The organism is Streptomyces sp. NPDC111606, from assembly GCF_055656945.1.
This window is the reverse complement of sequence record NZ_JBVKBY010000002.1, coordinates 302,808-321,590: the sequence shown is the minus strand read 5'-3', so window position 1 is coordinate 321,590 and position 18,783 is coordinate 302,808. Positions and strand designations below refer to the sequence as shown.

The window sequence follows — 18,783 nt, the reverse complement described above, 5'->3', positions numbered from 1 at the left end:
CCCGGCCCGTGTCATCCTGGCCGGGTGAACGGTCCCGAGATCCACGTCGAGTTCGCACCCGAGCTGCGCCTGTTCCTCCCCAACGGACGGCGCCAGGACGGTTCCGCCCAGGTCACCGCCGACGGCGTCTCGACCCTCGGCCATGTCGTGGAGTCCCTCGGCGTCCCGCTGACCGAGGTCGGCACGCTGGTCGCGGACGGCCACGAGGTGCCGGTCTCGCACATCCCCGCGGCCGGCCAGTCCGTTGCCGTACGGCCCGTCGAGCGCCCCCAGCGGGTGCCCGGCGCCCCACTGCGCTTCCTGCTCGACGTCCACCTCGGCACCCTCGCCCGCCGTATGCGCCTGCTCGGCGTGGACACGGCGTACGAGTCGACGGACATCGGCGACCCGGCGCTGGCCACCCGCTCCGCCGCCGAGCAGCGAGTCATGCTCAGCCGCGACCGAGGCCTGCTGCGGCGCCGCGAACTGTGGGCCGGGGCGTACGTCTACAGCACCCGCCCCGAGGACCAACTCCGCGACATCCTGGACCGGTTCCGCCCCGAGCTGCGGCCCTGGACCCGCTGCACCGCCTGCAACGGCCTGCTCAAGAAGGCCACCAAGGAGGAGGTGGCGGACCAGCTGGAGGGCGGCACGCAGCGGTCGTACGACGTCTTCGCGCAGTGCACCGAATGCAGGCGCGCGTACTGGAAGGGCGCGCACCACGAACAGCTGGTGGCCATCGTGGAGCGCGCCCTCGCCGACTACGCCGGCTAACGCCGGGTCACATCACCCTTTCCGCACGCGATTCCGTCCCTGTTCCTGTCCAGCCGCAGCGGGTCGTCCTTGCCGTTGACCTTGAGGCGGCCGTAGTCGTTCTTCTTCAGCCAGTCGCAGCGGGCCTTCGTCGTCGCCTTCACGGTCGGCGGGAAGTCGGTCGGCACGCAGACGTTGGCGGAGCCGTAGTGCCGGTCGCAGCCGGAGACGGTCGGGCTGACCTTCTGCGAGGTGCGCTTCTTGCCGGGGCCCGTGACCTTGCCCTTGAGGTTGTCGGCGAAGTCGTGGACATGCGCCGAGGAATCCGTGGCGCTCAGGGCCTGCGGGCCCTCAAGGTGCACCCACTTGGCCACCGACGGTACGCCGTTGGCGTCGACCGCGAAGAGCATGTACCAGCCGGGCGGGGCCAGGTTGGGGTTGCTCGTCACGTTCAGGTCGATGTTGTTGCCGTCGACCGACAGGGGGAGATCCACGAAGCGCTGGTTCGGGTCCGAGGAGTGTGTCACGGCGGCCGGGCGGATCAGCTCGGCCTTGGCGATGGGCCGGTCGACGGTGATCCGCTGGGTGTCGCCGTACGTCCACTCCGTGTCGATCACCGAAGTGATCGTCGGGCGTTCGCCCTTGAGGAGATAGGGCGGGGTGTAGATCGACACGTCCTGGTTCCAGCTGCCGTTGCCCGGGTTGTCGCCGGTGGCCATCACGCGGCCGTCGGGCAGCAGGAACGCCGAGGAGTGGTAGCCGCGCTCCTCCGGGTCGGCCGCCACCGGGTCGAAGGTGCCCGTCGCCGGGTCGTAGAGCGACGACTCGTACACCGGGTCGGCCCGGTTGTGCAGCGCGCCGCCGGTCTCCAGGACCTTGCCGTCGGGCAGCAGGACGGCCGAGACGTACATCTTGCCCTGGTTGCCGGTCTGCGGGACCTTGCCGGCCCCGAGGTCGACGGTGCCCTGCGGCAGCGGCGGGCCGGCGACGTAGGACGGGTTGGGCTGCTTGAGGTCGATGACGTCGGTGAGGCGGTTCGCGTCCGGGTTGGAGTCGATGTTGCCGCCGCCGATGGTGAGGACCTTCTGGTCCTGTGCCGGGGGCAGCAGCACGCTCGCGGACTGGTCGCGCTCATCCTTCCGCTGCAGGCCGGGGACCTGGGTGACCGTGTTGGCGCCGTAGTCGTAGATCGCCGATCCGGTGCCCGGGATGTTGTTGCCGAAGACATGGCTGCCGGAGTAGAAGAGGCGGCCGTCCTGCATCAGGATCATCGACGGGTACAGACCCCAGTACGACCAGGTCTGGTTGACCTTCCAGAGCTCCAGCCACTTCTGCTCGGCGTCCGACCACAGCTCGGCGGTCACCGAACCGGTCGAGTCCTCCTTCAGCCCGCCGAAGGAGATCACGTCACCGTTGCCGAGGATGGTGGCCGACGGGTACCAGTGGCCGTCGTTCATGTCGTTGGTCTTGCTGTACGTCTCGCTGACCGGGTCGAAGATGTACGAGTCCTTGTAGCCCTGGTAGCCGATCGTGCCGTCCGCCGACGGATAGCCCTTGTTGCCGCTCATCACGAGCACACGCCCGTCGTCGAGCTGGACGTGACCGGCGCAGAACATGTCCTTCGGCGTCGGGATCTGCTTGTAACTGCCGTTCTGCGGGTCGTAGACCGCGCTGGTGAACGTGCCCGCCTGGAACATCGTCGGGTCGTTGCCGGAGCCCGCGATCAGCAGCACCTTGCCGTTGTTCAGGACGACGGAGTGCATGGAGCGGACCGGGTTCTTGGTGGGCAGCACGTCCCAGCGGCCGTCCGCGCACTCCTGGGCCGTCCCCGTGCACACCGGGTCCGGTACCGGTTCGGCGACCTGGTCCATCGTGTAGTCGTCGGTGGTGACGGAGCCGGTGCCGTAGACGGAGACGCCCCAGGCGATCCGGTCGGTGCCGGCGGGCACCTCGGGCGTACGGACCGTCGCCTCGGTCCAACCCGCCGCCATCTCCAGCGTCTTGAGGTCGGTCCAGTACTGCCAGCCCGCCGTCGCGTCGTGCCGGAAGAGAGTGACCGAGGTGTCGGGGGTGGTCGACTTGTACCAGAGCCCCAGGTCGTACTGCTTGCCAGGCGTGACGACCGGCGCGCACTCGGCGGACTCGGTGATCAGCGCCTTGCGGTCGCCCTCGACACGGCGGGTCAGCGACACCTTCATCGCCTTGGAGCCGCTGTGGGCGTCCGTCGTCGTCTCGAAGGTGAAGTCGTTGTCGCCCCAGCCGGACTTCTTCCAGCAGTAGGGCATGTCGTCGGTGCCGGCGGTCTCGAAGCCGGGGTTCTTGATGAGGTTGGCGGCGGAGGCGGACTCGGGCGAGGTGAGAAGGAGGCCTCCGGTGAGGCCCATGACGGCCAGCAGGGCCGTTCTCCTCCCGGATCTCTTGCGGCTGGTTCTCATGCGGAACTCCTTGCTGTGCGGCTCCCGCGCCCGGTGCCCTTCCCGCTCCGGCGCGGCAGATAGACCAGCGCTTCGGTACCGACGAAACGCAGGACGAAGGTGATGACCAGGGCCAGCGCGGTGGCCGGCAGCACGGCCAGCCCGAACTGCCCGACGAGCAGCGCGATCAGCGGGATGCGCAGCACCAGGTCGGCGTTGGCGAGCAGCGCGAACCGTGCGGTGCGGTCGGCCCAGTGGCGGTGGATGCGGCGGTCGCGGAACAGCAGCTTCTCGATGAGCAGGAAGTTCCAGGCCACGCCGAACTGGTTGGCGACTATCTCCGCCGGGAGATAGTGCAGCCCCGCCTGGGTCAGCGCCCACAGTGCGGCCAGGTTCGGCACGAAGCCCGTCAGCCCGATCAGCCCGAACACCACCATCCGGGACAGCGGGTCGGCCGTACGCAGCCCGGCGAGGTGGCGCAGGAAACGCCGGCCCTCCGCCGCCGTGGACTTGGACTCCCCCGCGAACCGGTCCTGGAACACGAACGGCACCTCGGTGACCGTGCGCGGGCGGCTGCGCACCGCCAGCTCCAGCAGGATCTTGTAGCCGAGCGGCTTCAGCGCCTCCGCTGTGATGTCGCTGCGCCGGATCGCGAAGAAGCCGCTCATCGGGTCGCTGATGCCGTGCAGCCGGCGCGGGAAGAGGGACTTGGTCAGCCAGGTCGCGCCGCGCGACACGGCCACCCGGTAGCTGCCGGCGAGCCCGGCCCGGCTGCCGCCCTTGATGTACCGGGAGGCGACGACGAGCCCGGCGTTCGCGCGTTCGCCGGTGGCGACCAGGTCCGGGACCAGGGACGGCGGGTGCTGGCAGTCGCCGTCCATGACGACGATCCAGTCCGAGCCGGCCGCCTTCATCCCCTCGACGACCGCGCCGCCGAGCCCGCCGACGGGTTCGTCCCGGTGGATGACGGTGACCGGGAAGGGGCAGTCCTGCGCCGCCTCCTTGATGACCTGCGGGGTGTCGTCGCTGGAGTCGTCCACGAAGACGACCTCGCAGGGCAGCCGGGACGGCACCGACTCGGTGATCTGGTGCAGCAACTGCCGGACGTTCGCCGACTCGTTGTAGGTCGGTACGACGATGGTGACGGCGCCCGGCTCGGGCACCTCGGCAGCGTCCACCGACGGCTCGCCCAGCTCCCCGGGGGCGGTGTACTCGTGCGTCATCGAACCCCTCCGGATGCCGTCTGGATCTGCCGGATCTCGATCCGGTCCGCACCGGTGCCGAACACGGCAACCGGCTTCGAGTGCTCCATGGCCGCCTTGACGTTGGGCAGGTCGACCGCGTCCCGCCGCACCGTCGGCGAGGCGACGACGTAGTCGAGGTCCTTCCAGCCGCGCGGCATCGTCTTCGTCACGGCCGGGTCGAGGTCGGCCTTGTAGAACCAGATGGCACCCAGCCCGGGCTCGTACCCGGCGTGCACCAGGTCCAGCCACAGCGCGTCGTCCACGAGCACCCGGGTGTCCTTCGGGTCCTCCACCTCCGTGGCCAGCCACTTCGAGGCGGCCTGGTAGGGCGCGTTGGCGTCGGCGGTGACGGCGGTGTGGGCGCCGTCGTACCAGCGGGGTACGACATAGGCGCCGGCCGCGATCGCGAGGACGGCCGCGAGGGCGTACCGCCCGCCGGTGACGTACCGGTTCTCGGCCTCGGAACGCCGTCGCCGCAGTACGGCGTGGGCGACGGAGGCCGTGCCGCCGGCGAGGACGAGGGCGAGGAACGGCAGCGCCTGGATGACGTACATCGCGGGCAGGTAGCCGGTGGGGCGCATGGCCACCAGGGCGAGGATCACCACCGCGAAGGAGGGACCGGCGAGCGCGCGTGCCGTGACCGACCAGCGCCAGGTGACCAGGAGCAGCAGGCCGCCCGCGAGGCCGCCGACGATGAGGACGCGGTCGTAGTAGAGCCACGACTGCAGGACGCCCCAGGAACCGGAGCCCTGGTCCAGGATGAAGCCCGAACCGGGCCTGGTCATCTGGTACTTGATGCCGTCCCAGAGCGAGACGTGCCCGCTGCCCGGGAACAGCTCGCCCTTCAGCAGGGCGAACAGCGGGTACGACAGGCCGATCAGCACGCAGGCGGTGACGGCGCCGGTCAGGGCGAACTTGCGGGTGTCGCGGTGGCTGTGCCGCCACATGGTGACGAAGACCGCCGGGAGGACGAAGAGCATCGTCTCCTTGGTCAGCACGGCCGTGGCCGCCGCGATCCCCGCGCCGAAGTGGTGCCAGAGATGGCGGCTCGGGGAGGCGGCGAGGGCGAACGCGAGGAGCGTCCACATCACCGCGAGGTTGTCGAGGAAGATCTCCCGCTGGAGGACGACCGACAGCGGCGAGAGCCCGAACAGGACCATGCCGAGCCCGGCCGCCCAGCGCGGGAGGGACAGCCGCCGCCCGAGCACGTAGACGAGGACCGCGCTGATCGCGCTGATGACCAGCATCGCGGCCCGCATGGTGCCGACGGTCATCGACTCGGGGCTGAGCGCGGCCGGTATCCAGGTCAGCAGGGCGAGCTGGATCCAGCCGAGCGGCGGGTGGTCGTACCAGTACGTGTAGTGGGCGAGGCCGCGGCCCTCCTGGACGGCCCAGGCCTGGGCGAGGTAGGTGCCCTCGTCGTCGCTGAGGGTCGGGTAGTCGGCGATGTTCCAGCCCTGCACGATGAGGATCGCGACGAGGAGCACGCCGCACAGGATCAGGTCGGGCCGGGACGAACGCAGTCGCGTCGGCGGGGTCGTTCGACTGGTCGAACGCGTCGTGGGCGCAGGCTGCCGCTGCGCGGGGACCTTGACCGTGGTCACCGCGGGAAGGGTGGAGGTCACGCAGGAACGTCCTCTCGGTTCACGTGCGCGAGATGTGCGCCGACGTGGCTGGTCAACTCCCAGTCGTTGCGGCCGCGTTGCTCACGCCATACGGCGCGGATCGCGGCGCCGGCGAGGAGCACCTGGTAGAAGGGGCCGCCCACGATCAGCTTCAGGTAGTGGACGAAGCGGACCCGAAGCCCGTACTGCTTGCCGAAGTCGTGCAGTCCGACGACCTCGAAGACGAACGTGACGAGCGCGGTCACGGCCGGCAGGAAGGTGATGAACGCGACGCTCACCGGCACGTCGAGGAAGAGCGCGATCGCCACGTTGAGCGGGATGATCAGCCCGGTGAAGGCCTGCAGGAACGGCGTGGTGAGCGTGTAGCGGGCCAGCAACCGCTGCCCGAACGTGGGCAGTTGCTTCCAGTCCTTCTTCCGGTAGACCTGAAGGAAGCCCTGGTTCCAGCGGGTGCGCTGCTTGAGCAGCGACATGAGGCTGCCGGGCGTCTCCTCCTTGGTCACCATGTCGGAGTCGTAGGCGACGACGACCTTCTTGCCGACACTGGACAGCCGCACGCCCAGATCGCAGTCCTCGGCGAGGCAGTTGGAGTCCCAGCCGTCGGCTTCCCGGAGCACGTCCGTCCGTACGAAGACGGTGTTGCCGCCGAGCGGGATGAACCCCTTCTGCGCGTGCAGGTGCAGCCGGGAGCGGAACCAGAAGAAGTACTCCAGGCAGTTGCGCAGGCTGTACCAGCTGGAGTGGAAGTTGATGAGCTGGACCCCGCCCTGGACGACATCCGCCCCGGTCGTGCGGAACGCGTGGTCCACGTGCGCGAGGAGCTCCGGATGGACCTGGTCCTCGGCGTCGAAGACCCCGACGACATCGCCGCGGCAGTGCGGCAGCGCCGTGTTCATGGCCTTCGGTTTGTTCTTCTTCTCGTGGGTGTCGACGACGACACGGACCCGCGGATCACGTCCCGCGGCCCGCTCGGCCACCTCGGTGGTCTCCGGGTCGTCGTGCCCGACGATGACGATGATCTCGAAGTCGGTGTGTGTGGACTCCAGCAGCCGCTGGATGGTGTGGTCCAGCACGGCTTGTTCGTGCCGGGCCGGCAACAGCAGCGAGAACGACACGTGCTCGCCGCCGTCCGGTCTGCTGAACCGGGTGGAGGCGAGCACTTCGGGCGTACGCCACGCGTGCATCTGCCACCACAAGGTGAAAGCCGCCATCCAGAACAAGGCCAGCGAGACGACGGCTATGAAGACAGACGTCAGCAACAGATCCCCCCAGATCCCCAATGCCCCCTGTCGCAACGGTGAGTTACAACCGTCGCGTCACTGTGGAGACATTAAGGGGGATCTGTGAAGTCCGCAGGCTGTTTTGATGAAGAGCGCATTTCCTCACAACGAGCCCCGAGAGTGAGTAATTCGAACACAGGCTGCGTAAGTGCTCCGATTCGGCTGCCGTTTCAACTGCTCAGCGCGGTGCGCAAGCGGTCGGGATCGGTGGTCGGGGCATCGCAGGTGAAGTTGCGGCAGACGTACGCGGCGGGTTCACCCTGCTGCAGCGGCCGGTCAACAAGGAGCGGAAACTCGTCACTCTCCGGAGTGCCCACGGCCACGACCGCGCCCGGGGCGGTGCCCAGGAGTGCCGTACGGTGCAGCGTCCTTGTGCCCTCGTCGTCCAGGGACGGGCCGACCACCGCGACTTCACGCGGACCGTCGAGATTGGCCTCGGCGACGGCGAGCCCCCAGCCGATGAAGCGGGGGACGCGCGGGCCGAGGGCCTTGACGACGCCGAGCGCCTTGACGGCCGCGGCGCGATGGGGCTCCGCGCCGGTCTGCGCGGCATAGCTCAGCAGGGCACCGGCCGCCGCGCTCCAGCCGGACGGGGCGGCGTTGTCGGTGGGGTCCTGGGGTCGGCGGATCAGCTGCTCGGCGTCGGCGGCGGTGTCGTAGAGGGCGCCGGACTCCACGTCGGTGAAGCGCGCGAGCACGTGGTCGAGCAGGAACCCGGCGAACTCCAGCCAGACGCCCTCACCGGTGACCGAGGCGAGCGCGAGGAAGCCCTCGGCGACATCGCCGTAGTCCTCCAGCACACCCGCGTTGGCGCCGGCCTTGCCGTCCTTGCTGGTGCGGGAGAGGCGGGCGTGGTCGTCGAGGTGCAGCCGCACGAGGAGGTCGGCGGCGCCGACGGCGGCCTCCACGAGGTCGGGGCGGTCGAAGTAGGCGCCGGTCTCGGCGAGGGCTGCCACGGCGAGACCGTTCCAGGCGGCGACGATCTTGTCGTCCCGGCCCGGGGCGGGGCGCTCGGCCCGTGCGGCGAGCAGCCGCTCCTTCACGGAGGCGACCTTCTCGGCGTCGAACACACCGTCCTGCTGCGGCAACTGCAGGACGGAGGAACCATGCTCGAAGGTGCCCTCGTCCGTCACACCGAAGTACCGGGCGGCGAGTTCGGCGTCGTCGTCCCCGAGGACGTCGCGCAGCTGCTGCGGGGTCCACACGTAGTACGCGCCCTCGACGTGCTTGCCGGTCCCGTCGTCGCTGTCGGCATCGAGCGCGGAGGCGAACCCGCCCTCGTTGGTGCGCAGTTCACGCACCATGAAGTCGGCGGTCTCCACGGCGACCCGGCGGGCGAGCTCGGAGCCGGTGGCGCGCCAGAGGTGGGCGTAGACGCGGCAGAGCAGCGCGTTGTCGTACAGCATCTTCTCGAAGTGCGGCACCACCCAGTCCCGGTCGACGGAGTACCGCGCGAAGCCGCCGCCGAGCTGGTCGTAGATCCCGCCCCGGGCCATCCGCTCGCAGGTGTCCTGGGCCATCTGCAGCGCGCCGTCGGCCCCCGTCCGCGCGTGGTGCCGCAGCAGGAACTCGACCACCATGGACGGCGGGAACTTGGGCGCGCCCCCGAATCCGCCGCGCTGCGGGTCGTACTCCCGAGTGAGCCCGAGCAGCGCCTGCGCCAGCTCCTGCTCGCCGGGTGCCTCGGTCCCGCCGTAGGAGATCTCCCGCTCGGCGAGATCCCGGGTGATCTTCCCCGCGACATCGGCGACCTCGTCCCGCCGGTCCGCCCAGGCACTGCGCACACCCTCCAGGACCTGCCGGAAGGACGGCATCCCCTGCCGGGGGGCGGGCGGGAAGTAGGTACCGAAGTAGAAGGGCTCGGCGTCGGGCGTGAGGAAGACCGTCATGGGCCAGCCACCCTGCCCGGTGGCGGCCTGCACGGCCTCCATGTAGACGGCGTCCACGTCGGGGCGTTCTTCGCGGTCGACCTTGATGTTGACGAAGTGCTCGTTCATGTATGCGGCCACGGCTTCGTCCTCGAAGCTTTCCTTGGCGAGGACATGGCACCAGTGGCAGCTCGAATACCCGACACTCAGGTGTACGGCAACATCTCGCCGACGCGCCTCGGCGAAGGCCGCTTCCGACCAAGGCCACCAGTCGACGGGGTTGTCGGCGTGTTGCAGGAGATACGGGGATGTCTCATGGGCCAGTCGGTTCGGCATACCTCCATCCTGCCTGACGGGGGCGCTCCAGCAGGGGTTCCACCCGCGAGTGGTCCCAGGACGGCTCCCTTCACGCCGGGGCGGACGATGCAGCGCGTGACGACGGAGGCGACGACCTTTCTCTTCTCCTCGAGCCCCATCTCCCCGGACCGCCAGCGGTCCCGCAGAAGCTGCGGCGGTTTCGCCGCTCCTCGATCTTCGGAGAAGACCAGCCGTTCAAGCGCCTCGTCCGCCAGCGGCCCGCTGATGCTGCATCGACCACAGTTTCGCCAGGAGTAGACGTACGGGCTCTTCTTGCTCCTCCCTTTCTGAGCGCACAGCGCTCCTCGACAGATCGTGCCGTCGTGACGTTGCGCCCCACAGCGAAGAAAGCCGGTGGCCAAGTGACGGGGAGCCGTCCGCTTCCGGCCGGTCAGTCCGGGAGCACCGCTTCCCCTGTGGAGGTACAGACTCCCGGGCGAGAACGTGGCGCACACCGCGTGCCACTGATCCGGCACCACAATGGGCTCCCACTGACCGTGCACGGGCTGTCCCGTCTCCGGAACCAACAGCAACTCGCCCCGGTTGGCCCGATAACCGCAGACCCGCGGCGCCGTGATGATCTGGGTGACGGTCTGCCCGTTGGGTCTGCCGCCACGGGTGCCCGTGACGCCGAGATCACACCAGTCTGCCGCGATGGCCCGGACCGCCTTCCCTGCGATGCGGTCGCTGATCGCCTGCCCAACGAGCTTCGCCTCTTCGGGATGAAGCGTGATTCTGTCCTGCTGCCAGCCGAAGGGCCTCGGGCCGCTGTGCGGCACACCTTCGGCGGCACGCGCCCAGTGCCAGTCCGCCACCCGTCGGCTCCTGACTCGTGTTTCCGTGACCGCCACGTCCAGTGATCGCACCGCCTGCAACAGCCCCTCCTGCGAGTACGGATCCCGAACGCCCTGTGGATCCACGTGGATCCGCCCTGGCCGACTGGTCAACGCGGCGAAGAACCGCGAGAGATCCTCCGCACGGCGATACAGCCGGTCGTCCGCGACGCAGACGACCCCTTCCACCCGCTGTCCGCTGTCGATGTGACCCCGCGCCAGGTCCGCGACCAACCGGTCGAATCCAGGCCGTACCACTCCCTCCTTGGACGCGCTGCGGCCGTTGTCGCTGTATGCGGCAACGACGATGCAGCCATGTTCATGCGCGGTCCGCTCGTTGATCCGCAGCTGATAGCGCACACCATGACCGTCACGCTGCCTCGAGTCCTCCGACGTACGCGCATAGGACACAACCGGAATCAGTCCACTCGGGTCTCGCACGGCATGGTGGTTCACAACGCCCCCGATTCGATAGTTCGCTCCCCAGTCAAAAGAACGAGCGACGCACCTCAAGGTCACGGAAGGCAGTTCGATGATCGCCGTCCCTCTCGCGCTCAGGCCTCCCCCGAAGGACACTCGTAGGCATAGGAGTTGCCGCCGGAGGGGGACGTGACATGCGGGACGCCCATCGCACCGAGGCCGAGCGGCTGTTGGCTCGGGCCGTGGAGGAGGAGGTGCGGCGCTCGGGCGGGCGCGTCGAGGGGCAGGTGCTGTTGTCGCGGGCGCGTGGGGCGCTGGACGCCATGGCGCAGGTGGCGGCCGAGGAGTACGAGGCGTATACCCGGGCGCTGGACGAGGCGGAGGCCGGCCGGCTGACGTTCGGGCAGCGGTTCGCGCGGGAGGGCGGCGGTACGCCGCTGATGGTGGCCGGCGTGGCCGCGGTCGCGGCCGTGGTGTCCGACCTGGCCCTGGGCACCGGCACGGTGACGGCCGTCGGCGCGGGCGTCACCGTGGGTGTCGTCGGCGCCGCGGCGACTGTCGTGAAGGTGGCCGGCACGCATCTGCCCGCCGCACACCAGCGCGCGGGCGCGGTCGGCCAGCCCGGCGGCCCGGAACAGCTGCGGCTGCAGTGGCTGACGGCGCTGGAGGTACGGGGCATCCGCCCGTACCTCGACCAGCAGCGAGTGCTGAGCGCGTCCACCGGCCCGAAGAAGTCGGTGCCGCGGCTGAAGGGCACGGACAAGAGCGCGGCGGCCCGCGGCCGGAACGTACTGGAGCAGTCGTTCGGTCAACTCCCCGAGCCGATGGGTCCGTTCGCGGGTCGTCGGCAGGAGATGGCCCGTATCCGGCAGTGGGTGCAGGCGGCGCGGGCGAGTACGGAGACGAAGCCGACGGTGGTCGTCCTGCACGGGGCGCCCGGCAGTGGCCGTACGGCACTGGCGATCCGCGCGGCGCACGATCTGAAGGACCAGTTCCGCGGGGCGTGCGTGGTGGATCTGCGTGGTGACACGACGGAGGAGCCGCCGCTGTCGACGCGAGACGCGCTGCTGCATCTGCTGAACCGTTTGGGCGCCCCGCGCGAGCAGCTTCTCTTCCGTGAGCGCTCCTCGGCGGACCAGCAGGTCAAGCGGTTGAGCGAGCTCTACCACCAGCATCTGACCGGCCTCCCGGTCACCGTCGTGCTGGACGACGCCTCGGACCCGGAGCAGGTCCGCACCCTCGTCCCCGAGCGCTCCGACAGTCTGGTCCTGGTCACCGCGCGGGAGGCTCTCGACCTGCCAGCGGATCTCGCGGCGTGGGTGCACCAGCTGCCGGTGGAGTCGTTGGACGCGGCGGGCGCGGAGGAGCTGCTGTCCGCGGCGGCGCAGGATTCCTCGGGCCCCTACGACGCCGAATCCGCCGACCTGATCCGGCAGTTGTGCGGCGGGCTGCCCCTCGCGCTGCGCATCGCAGGCTCGTCGCTGGGGCCGCGCTCACCGCGCACGCTGGCGACCGACCTGGGCGCGTACGGTCCGGTGGAGCCGATCGAGCGGGTGCTGTGGCTGCGCTACACCGACCAGCCGGAGCCGGCGAGACGGCTGCTGCGCAGGCTGGCGCTGGCGGGCCGGGCTTCCCTGGGCGCGGCAGCGGCGGCATCGCTCCTGGCCACGGACGAGGCGGAGGCGACACGCCATCTGGTGGCCCTGTCGGAGTCGGGCCTGATCGACCATGTCCGCGGCAACCGCTACCGCCTGCACGACCTGGTCCGCGACTTCGCCCACGCCCGCCTTCTCGACGAGGAGGAGCCGTCGGAGCGTACGGCGGCGCAGGAGCGGCTGATCGTGAACTACGCCGACCTCGCGGAATCCGTTCTGCGCCTGGTCGACGGCAATATGTCGACCCGCTCGGACCGCTTCAGCCCGCACGGTTTCACCTCGTTGGACGACGCGCTGCGCTGGCTGGACGACGAGTCGAGCTTCATCACGGCGGCCCTCAGGCACGCGGAGGACGCGAACCAGGCGGCCGTGCTCAATCTGCTGGGCGCCCTGTGCGACTACTGCCTGCTGCGGGGCGACCTCTACCGCCTCGGCGAGATCAGCGAGCTGGCGCAGGCCGTGGACCAGGGCCTGCTGGTCCGCTCGGTGCAGTGGCGTACGGGTATCGCGGCTCGTCAGCTCGGTGAGCTGGACAAGGCCCGCACGACGCTGACCTCGGTGGTCGACCTCTATATGCAGGCCCACCACGACGCGGGCGCTGCCCGCGCCCTGTGCTCCCTCGGCATCACCCTGCACCACCAGGGCCACCTCACCGAGGCGGCGGCCAAACTCCGCGAGGCCCTGGATCTGCAGTCGGCGCCCCAGCTGGCAACCGACCGTGCCTGGACGATGCACGCGCTGGCGGCGGTCGAACGGGACCGGGGGCGGGTGTCGGAGGCCCTGGACCTGCTCACCGATTCCCTGGTCCTGCACCGCGCCGGCGAGTCGGTGCACGGCGAGGCGTGGGCCCACTTCCAGCTGGGCCAGCTGGGCCTGCGCATGGGCGACGTACCGCGCGCGGAGTCCGAGCTGCGCCAGGCCCTCGACCTGTACGGCCGTACGCGCGACGCCCGCGGGGAGGCCTGGGCGCTGACCCAGCAGGCCCGCGCCCGTCTGGTCGCCGGGGATCCCTCCCAGGCGGTGGACGGACTGCGCCAGGCGGCGTCCCGGCATCGCGACAACGAGGACGCGCGCGGTGAGGCGTGGTCCGTCTACTACCTGGGCCAGGCCCTGGAGGAGACGGGGAACCTGGATGTCGCGGTACGCGAGCTGGAGCGCTCCCGCACGATGTTCTCGCGCATGCAGGACGTCTACGGTCTCGCCTGCGCCCGGCACCATTCGGCCCGTGTGACCCGGGACCAGCGGGCCGCCCAGACCGGCTCGCTGAAGAACTCCGGCTTCGCGCGGCAGCTCCTGGTGGACGCCCGCGCCAACTTCCAGCGCATCGGGGTCGCCCACGGGGAGGCGTGGACCTGCCTGGAGCTGGCGGTGGTGGATGCCGGGAACACCCGTACGCAGCAGGCGCTGGCCCTGTGCGACGACGCGGTGGGCCTGTTCGCCTCGTACGGCGACCGGCGGGGCGAGGACTGGGCCCGTTTCCTGCGCTGCACGCTTCTGCCGTATGCGGCTCCAGGCGGTGTGGAGGTCGGCGCGGCGGTGGCGCAGGAGGAACTGGCCCGGCTGACCCGCACCGGCCATCCCCTCCGGGACGCGAAGCTGGACGGCTATCTGGAGGCGTACCGGCTCCTGCTGGAGCGCGGCGTGGACCTGGAGGCGGGATGGCAGGCATGGCGGCTCGGCATGGTGCCGAACCGCCATGCCCGGGAGGTCATGGGGGTGGCGGTCGCAGCCCGGCAGTGACTCGGATGCCGCGGGTCCGCCGGCCCGGCGGTACGGCAGTCCGAGGCGCCGCGGTCCAGCGGCCCGGCAGTCCGGGGCACCGCGGGTCCGTCGGCCGGCAGTCCGGCAAGTCCGGGGCCGCCGCGGATCCACCAGCCGGCAGTCCGGTCGGGGAGGTCCGGGCGCCGCGGATCCGCCGCCCCGGCAGTCCGGCGGTCCGGGGCGCCGCGGGTCCACCGGCCCGGCAGTCCGGCGGTACGACCCTCAGGAGCCGGGCCCGCCGGCCGCAAAGGGGGTCAGCCCCGCCGCGGCTCGGCCGGGCCGGTGGCCTCGGCGTCCTCGGCGGAGCCCTCCGCGGCCGGGGACTCCGCGAAGTCGACCTTGCTCATGTGGCGGTTCATCGACTTCATCAGGGCCCACACCGCCAGTGCCATCACCGCGAAGACGATGAAGCCGAGGACGCCGGGGGTCACCTTGTCCTCGTCCACCTCCTTGGCGAGGGTGGCGAGCTGTGTCATTGCCAGGCTTGCGCTTGCGCTCATGTCAGACATTGTCGCGGATGCCCGCAAAGAGGTCGTCCTCGGGGAGGGAGGTATCGACGTGGGACTTCGCCAGCTCGTACTCCTCGGTCGGCCAGACCTCCCTCTGGAGCTCCAGCGGGATCCGGAACCAGCCGCCGTCGGGGTCGATCTGGGTGGCGTGCGCGATCAGGGCCTTGTCGCGGATCTCATAGAAGTCGCCGCACGGGACGTGCGTGGTGAGCGTGCGCTGCTTCATGCCGAACTCGTCCCAGCGCTTGAGCCAGTCGCCGTAGGGGGACTCCAGGCCGCGGTCGAGCATGGCCTGGTGCAGCGCCTCGGTGCGGGGACGGTTGAAGCCCTGGTTGTAGTAGAGCTTCTGCGGCTGGTACGCCGGGCCGTACTCCCCCTCCGGGTACTTCTCGGTGTCCGCCGCGCCCTCGAAGGCCACCATCGAGATCTTGTGGGTCATGATGTGGTCGGGGTGCGGGTAGCCGCCGTTCTCGTCGTAGGTGGTGATCACCTGGGGACGGAAGGAGCGGATCTGCTTCACCAGCTCACCGGCCGCCTTGTCGACGTCCTCCAGGGCGAAGCAGCCCTCCGGGAGCGGGGGCAGCGGGTCGCCCTCGGGCAGACCGGAGTCGACGAAGCCGAGCCATTCCTGCTTGACCCCGAGGATCTCGCGGGCCTCGTCCATCTCCTTCTTGCGTACCTCGTGGATGTGCTCCTCGATGTACTTGTCGCCCTGGAGCTTCGGATTGAGGATGGAGCCGCGCTCCCCGCCCGTGCAGGTCACGACCAGCACGTCCACCCCCTCGGACACGTACTTCGCCATGGTGGCCGCGCCCTTGCTCGACTCGTCGTCGGGGTGGGCGTGCACGGCCATCAGTCGCAGCTGGTCAGTCAAGACTCAATCCTCATAAGTCGGCGCCCCGGGGTGAACCGGTGCGATCGGCGGCTTCTATAGTGACCGAATCGGGGGGCGGATAATTCCGGGGTACGGCCCTGAGAACCCCTTTCGGGACATCCGTCCCGCCCCGGCCGAGAGGACGATCATGAGTACGGCGAGCACGCGGCGGCCCGAGAGCCGCTACGGCCGCTCCTCGGACGAGCGCGCCGACCGCACGCTCAAGGTCGTCGGCGCCGCCCTCGGGGCGGTACTGCTGGCGGTGATCGGCTACTTCGGCTATCACTACGTCGGCCAGAACGAGATCAGCGCCGAGGTGATCGAGTTCGACGCCGGGAAGAACGCGGTGAAGGTGCATCTGGAGGTCCGCAAGGACGCCGGCGCCTCCGGCTACTGCACGCTGCGCTCCCAGGCGGAGAGTGGCGCCGAGGTGGGCCGGGCCGACTTCCGCTTCGACGGCGACGCGACCCGGGTCGACAAGGTCGTCACGCTCCGTACGACGTCCCCGGGAACGACGGCCGAGCTGCTCGGCTGCCACGCTGACTGACCGGGCAGTCCGGAACCGACCGACCCTGGTCGACACCGACCGGCTTTGTCCGGAATACGTGTGCGCTGACCTGCGTTGACGTGATTCTGATGGCTTATGTCCTCCCCCTTCGGCCGTTGAATTGTTAGGCTCGTGGTTTCGCCCTTCCATGAAGGAACATCCTTCTGGGTAGGGCGATGCTTTGTATTCCCAGTACCTACGAGGAGCACCTGTGACCCAGACCAGCGAGAACGTCACCTGGCTGACCCAGGAGGCGTACAACCAGCTCAAGGCCGAGCTGGAGCACCTGTCTGGTCCTGCGCGCACGGAGATCGCCGCCAAGATCGCGGCCGCGCGCGAGGAGGGCGACCTGCGCGAGAACGGCGGGTACCACGCGGCCAAGGAGGAGCAGGGCAAGCAGGAGCTCCGTGTGCGCCAGCTGACCCAGCTCCTGGAGAACGCCAAGGTCGGCGAGGCGCCGGCGTCGGCGGACGGTGCGGTGGCGCCCGGCATGGTCGTGACGATCGCCTTCGACGGTGACGAGGACGACACGATGACCTTCCTGCTCGCCTCGCGCGAGTACGCGAGCTCGGACATCGAGACGTACTCCCCGCAGTCCCCGCTGGGCTCCGGCGTGATCGGCCACAAGGTCGGCGAGGACGCGGACTACGAACTGCCGAACGGCAAGACCGCCTCGGTGAAGATCCTGAAGGCCGAGCCCTACAGCGGCTGACCCGGGCCGTGCGGCGGTTGCCGCGGCCGGCATCCCCTTTTACGAGCCCCCGGCGCCCACCGGCGCCGGGGGCTTCGTCATGCCGTCGCCGAGCGGTACTTCCGAACCGCCAGGGTGCGGAAGACGACGATGATCAGGACCGAGTAGATCAGCGAGGCCCACACCGGGTGCTGCATGGGCCAGGCATCCGACGGTGAGACTCCCGGATTGGCGAAGAGCTCGCGGCAGGCCTGGACCGTGGCACTGAAGGGGTTCCAGTCGGCGACGTGCCGCAGCCAGGGGGTCATGTGGCTGGTGTCCACGAACGCGTTCGAGATGAACGTGACCGGGAAGAGCCAGATCAGTCCGCTGGAGGTGGCCGCCTCGGGCGTACGGACGGACATGCCGATCAGGGCGCCGATCCAGGTGAACGCGTACCCGAGCAGGAGCAGCAGTCCGAAGGCCCCCAGCACCCGGCCGGCGTTGGTGCTGCCGTCCGACCCGACGCGCCAGCCGACCAGCAGGGCGACCACCGCCAGGACGACCAGGGTCAGGGCGGTCTGGACGAGGTCGGCGAAGGTACGCCCCGTGAGCACCGCGCCTCTCGCCATGGGCAGCGAGCGGAAGCGGTCGATGAGCCCCTTGTGCATGTCGTCGGCGATGCCCGCGCCGGAGCTGGCGGTGGCGAACGTGACGGTCTGCGCGAAGATGCCCGCCATCAGGAAGTTCTTGTAGTCGACGGCGCTGGTGCTGCTGCCGATCTGCATGGATCCGCCGAAGACGTAGGTGAACAGCACCACGAACATGATCGGCTGGATCAGGCCGTAGATGATCATCTCGGGGATACGGGACATCCGGATCAGATTGCGTTTCGCAACGACGACCGAGTCCCGCACGGACTGGCTGACCGGGTTCGTCGCCGGTGCGACCCGCACGGCGTCGAGAGCACTCATTTGACGGCCTCCTTGCCGTTCTCCTCGTCCTTCACCTCGGCCAGGTGTCCTGTCAGGGACAGGAAGACGTCGTCGAGGGTCGGGCGGCGCAGCCCGATGTCGTCGATCTCGATGCCCCGGGTGTCGAGCTCACGGATGACCTCGGCGAGGAGCTTGGCACCTCCGGTCACGGGGACGGTGAGCTTGCGCATGTGGTCCTCGACCGTCGTGTCGCCCTTGCCGAAGCCGCGCAGCACCTCGGATGCGGCCTGGATCTCGTCGCGCTCGTGCACCACCAGTTCGACGCGCTCGCCGCCGGTGCGGGCCTTGAGCTGGTCGGAGGTGCCGGTGGCGATGACATGGCCGTGGTCGACGACCGCGATCTCGTGCGCGAGGTGGTCGGCCTCTTCGAGGTACTGGGTGGTCAGCAGCAGTGTCGTGCCGCTCGAGACCAGGCGCTTTATGACCTCCCACAGCATCTGGCGGTTGCGTGGATCGAGGCCGGTCGTCGGCTCGTCCATGAACATCACGGGCGGCGAGACCACCAGGGCGGCCGCCAGGTCGAGACGGCGCCGCATGCCGCCGGAGTAGGTCTTCGTGGGACGGTCGGCGGCGTCGGCGAGGTCGAACTGCTCCAGCAGCTCGCCCGCGCGGGCCTTCGCCGCCTTGGCCCTCATCTGGTAGAGCTGGCCGACCATCTGCAGGTTCTCGCGGCCGGTGAGGTACTCGTCCACTGCGGCGAACTGTCCGGACAGCCCGATGGAACGGCGCACGGCGTCGGGGTTCTTGAGGACGTCGATGCCCGCGACGACCGCCGAGCCGCTGTCGGGGCGCAGCAGGGTCGTCAGGCAGCGGACGGCCGTCGTCTTGCCCGCGCCGTTCGGCCCGAGCAGGCCCAGGACCGTGCCCTCGGGAACATCGAGGTCGACGCCGTCCAGAGCCCTTACGTCACCGAAGGTCTTCACCAGGCCTTCGGCATAGATGGCGCCTGGCATATGAATCTCCACGTCTTCGGGGAAACTTCGGAAAGCCTAGGTTTTG

General features: G+C 69.7%; 14 protein-coding genes. 4 read left to right on the top strand and 10 right to left on the bottom strand.

What is annotated here, in order from left to right; genetic code table 11:
* Window positions 1–24: 24 nt before the first annotated feature.
* Entirely contained in the window at window positions 25–753 is a 729-nt protein-coding gene (locus tag ACZ7M7_RS09360) for a Mut7-C RNAse domain-containing protein (protein WP_383603576.1), read from the top strand.
* On the opposite strand, the gene ACZ7M7_RS09355 is transcribed toward ACZ7M7_RS09360, so the two are convergent.
* The 6 genes from ACZ7M7_RS09355 to ACZ7M7_RS09330 form a co-directional block, all read right to left on the bottom strand.
* Complete coding sequence (locus ACZ7M7_RS09355) at window positions 750–3,167, bottom strand: galactose oxidase-like domain-containing protein (RefSeq protein WP_472114434.1); 2,418 nt, start codon at window positions 3,165–3,167, stop codon at window positions 750–752. The two genes, ACZ7M7_RS09360 and ACZ7M7_RS09355, sit on opposite strands and share 4 nt — an antisense overlap.
* Window positions 3,164–4,369 carry a glycosyltransferase gene (locus ACZ7M7_RS09350; RefSeq protein WP_383603582.1) on the bottom strand — a complete coding sequence of 402 codons (1,206 nt, stop codon included), beginning with the start codon at window positions 4,367–4,369 and terminating at the stop codon, window positions 3,164–3,166. The genes ACZ7M7_RS09355 and ACZ7M7_RS09350 overlap by 4 nt, the downstream gene beginning before the upstream one ends.
* Window positions 4,366–6,015: an ArnT family glycosyltransferase gene (locus ACZ7M7_RS09345; RefSeq protein WP_472114431.1), complete on the bottom strand. Its 1,650-nt coding sequence runs from the start codon at window positions 6,013–6,015 to the stop codon at window positions 4,366–4,368. The genes ACZ7M7_RS09350 and ACZ7M7_RS09345 overlap by 4 nt, the downstream gene beginning before the upstream one ends.
* The gene (locus ACZ7M7_RS09340) at window positions 6,012–7,274 is read right to left on the bottom strand and encodes a glycosyltransferase (RefSeq protein ID WP_383603588.1); all 1,263 of its coding nucleotides are present in this window, start codon (window positions 7,272–7,274) and stop codon (window positions 6,012–6,014) included. The genes ACZ7M7_RS09345 and ACZ7M7_RS09340 overlap by 4 nt, the downstream gene beginning before the upstream one ends.
* A gap of 191 nt (window positions 7,275–7,465) precedes the next feature.
* Complete coding sequence (locus ACZ7M7_RS09335) at window positions 7,466–9,460, bottom strand: thioredoxin domain-containing protein (RefSeq protein WP_472115211.1); 1,995 nt, start codon at window positions 9,458–9,460, stop codon at window positions 7,466–7,468.
* Window positions 9,370–10,764 carry a recombinase family protein gene (locus ACZ7M7_RS09330; protein ID WP_472114428.1) on the bottom strand — a complete coding sequence of 465 codons (1,395 nt, stop codon included), beginning with the start codon at window positions 10,762–10,764 and terminating at the stop codon, window positions 9,370–9,372. Before ACZ7M7_RS09330 ends, ACZ7M7_RS09335 begins: the two co-directional genes overlap by 91 nt.
* 203 nt (window positions 10,765–10,967) lie before the next feature.
* Between ACZ7M7_RS09330 and ACZ7M7_RS09325 the strand changes: the two genes are divergently transcribed.
* Window positions 10,968–14,168 carry a tetratricopeptide repeat protein gene (locus ACZ7M7_RS09325; RefSeq protein ID WP_472114425.1) on the top strand — a complete coding sequence of 1,067 codons (3,201 nt, stop codon included), beginning with the start codon at window positions 10,968–10,970 and terminating at the stop codon, window positions 14,166–14,168.
* 275 nt (window positions 14,169–14,443) lie between these two features.
* Here the strand turns inward: ACZ7M7_RS09325 and ACZ7M7_RS09320 are convergent, their stop codons facing one another.
* Both ACZ7M7_RS09320 and mca read right to left on the bottom strand, forming a co-directional pair.
* On the bottom strand, window positions 14,444–14,698 hold the full coding sequence (locus ACZ7M7_RS09320; protein ID WP_472114422.1) for a hypothetical protein: 255 nt from the start codon (window positions 14,696–14,698) through the stop codon (window positions 14,444–14,446).
* On the bottom strand, window positions 14,691–15,551 hold the full coding sequence (gene mca / locus ACZ7M7_RS09315) for a mycothiol conjugate amidase Mca (protein ID WP_472115208.1): 861 nt from the start codon (window positions 15,549–15,551) through the stop codon (window positions 14,691–14,693). Before mca ends, ACZ7M7_RS09320 begins: the two co-directional genes overlap by 8 nt.
* Before the next feature lie 169 nt (window positions 15,552–15,720).
* Between mca and ACZ7M7_RS09310 the strand changes: the two genes are divergently transcribed.
* Both ACZ7M7_RS09310 and greA read left to right on the top strand, forming a co-directional pair.
* Window positions 15,721–16,119 (top strand): DUF4307 domain-containing protein, encoded by a 399-nt coding sequence (locus tag ACZ7M7_RS09310; protein WP_472114419.1) that lies wholly within the window; start codon window positions 15,721–15,723, stop codon window positions 16,117–16,119.
* A 211-nt stretch (window positions 16,120–16,330) separates the two neighbouring features.
* A complete protein-coding gene (gene greA, locus ACZ7M7_RS09305; RefSeq protein ID WP_383603603.1) occupies window positions 16,331–16,831 on the top strand; it encodes a transcription elongation factor GreA in 501 nt (166 codons plus the stop codon).
* 77 nt (window positions 16,832–16,908) lie between these two features.
* Here greA and ACZ7M7_RS09300 read toward each other — a convergent pair whose 3' ends face one another.
* Window positions 16,909–17,763: an ABC transporter permease gene (locus ACZ7M7_RS09300; protein ID WP_369273094.1), complete on the bottom strand. Its 855-nt coding sequence runs from the start codon at window positions 17,761–17,763 to the stop codon at window positions 16,909–16,911.
* A complete protein-coding gene (locus ACZ7M7_RS09295) occupies window positions 17,760–18,737 on the bottom strand; it encodes an ATP-binding cassette domain-containing protein (RefSeq protein ID WP_383628008.1) in 978 nt (325 codons plus the stop codon). The genes ACZ7M7_RS09300 and ACZ7M7_RS09295 overlap by 4 nt, the downstream gene beginning before the upstream one ends.
* Window positions 18,738–18,783 lie beyond the last annotated feature (46 nt).

Excerpts from the sequence above, each read along its gene's own strand:
- ACZ7M7_RS09355 (WP_472114434.1), bottom strand. The coding sequence starts at position 3,167 with ATGAGAACCAGCCGCAAGAGATCCGGGAGGAGAACGGCCCTGCTGGCC.
- ACZ7M7_RS09350 (WP_383603582.1), bottom strand. The coding sequence starts at position 4,369 with ATGACGCACGAGTACACCGCCCCCGGGGAGCTGGGCGAGCCGTCGGTG.
- ACZ7M7_RS09325 (WP_472114425.1), top strand. The coding sequence starts at position 10,968 with ATGCGGGACGCCCATCGCACCGAGGCCGAGCGGCTGTTGGCTCGGGCC.
- ACZ7M7_RS09320 (WP_472114422.1), bottom strand. The coding sequence starts at position 14,698 with ATGTCTGACATGAGCGCAAGCGCAAGCCTGGCAATGACACAGCTCGCC.
- mca (WP_472115208.1), bottom strand. The coding sequence starts at position 15,551 with ATGGCCGTGCACGCCCACCCCGACGACGAGTCGAGCAAGGGCGCGGCC.
- ACZ7M7_RS09310 (WP_472114419.1), top strand. The coding sequence starts at position 15,721 with ATGAGTACGGCGAGCACGCGGCGGCCCGAGAGCCGCTACGGCCGCTCC.
- ACZ7M7_RS09300 (WP_369273094.1), bottom strand. The coding sequence starts at position 17,763 with ATGAGTGCTCTCGACGCCGTGCGGGTCGCACCGGCGACGAACCCGGTC.
- ACZ7M7_RS09295 (WP_383628008.1), bottom strand. The coding sequence starts at position 18,737 with ATGCCAGGCGCCATCTATGCCGAAGGCCTGGTGAAGACCTTCGGTGAC.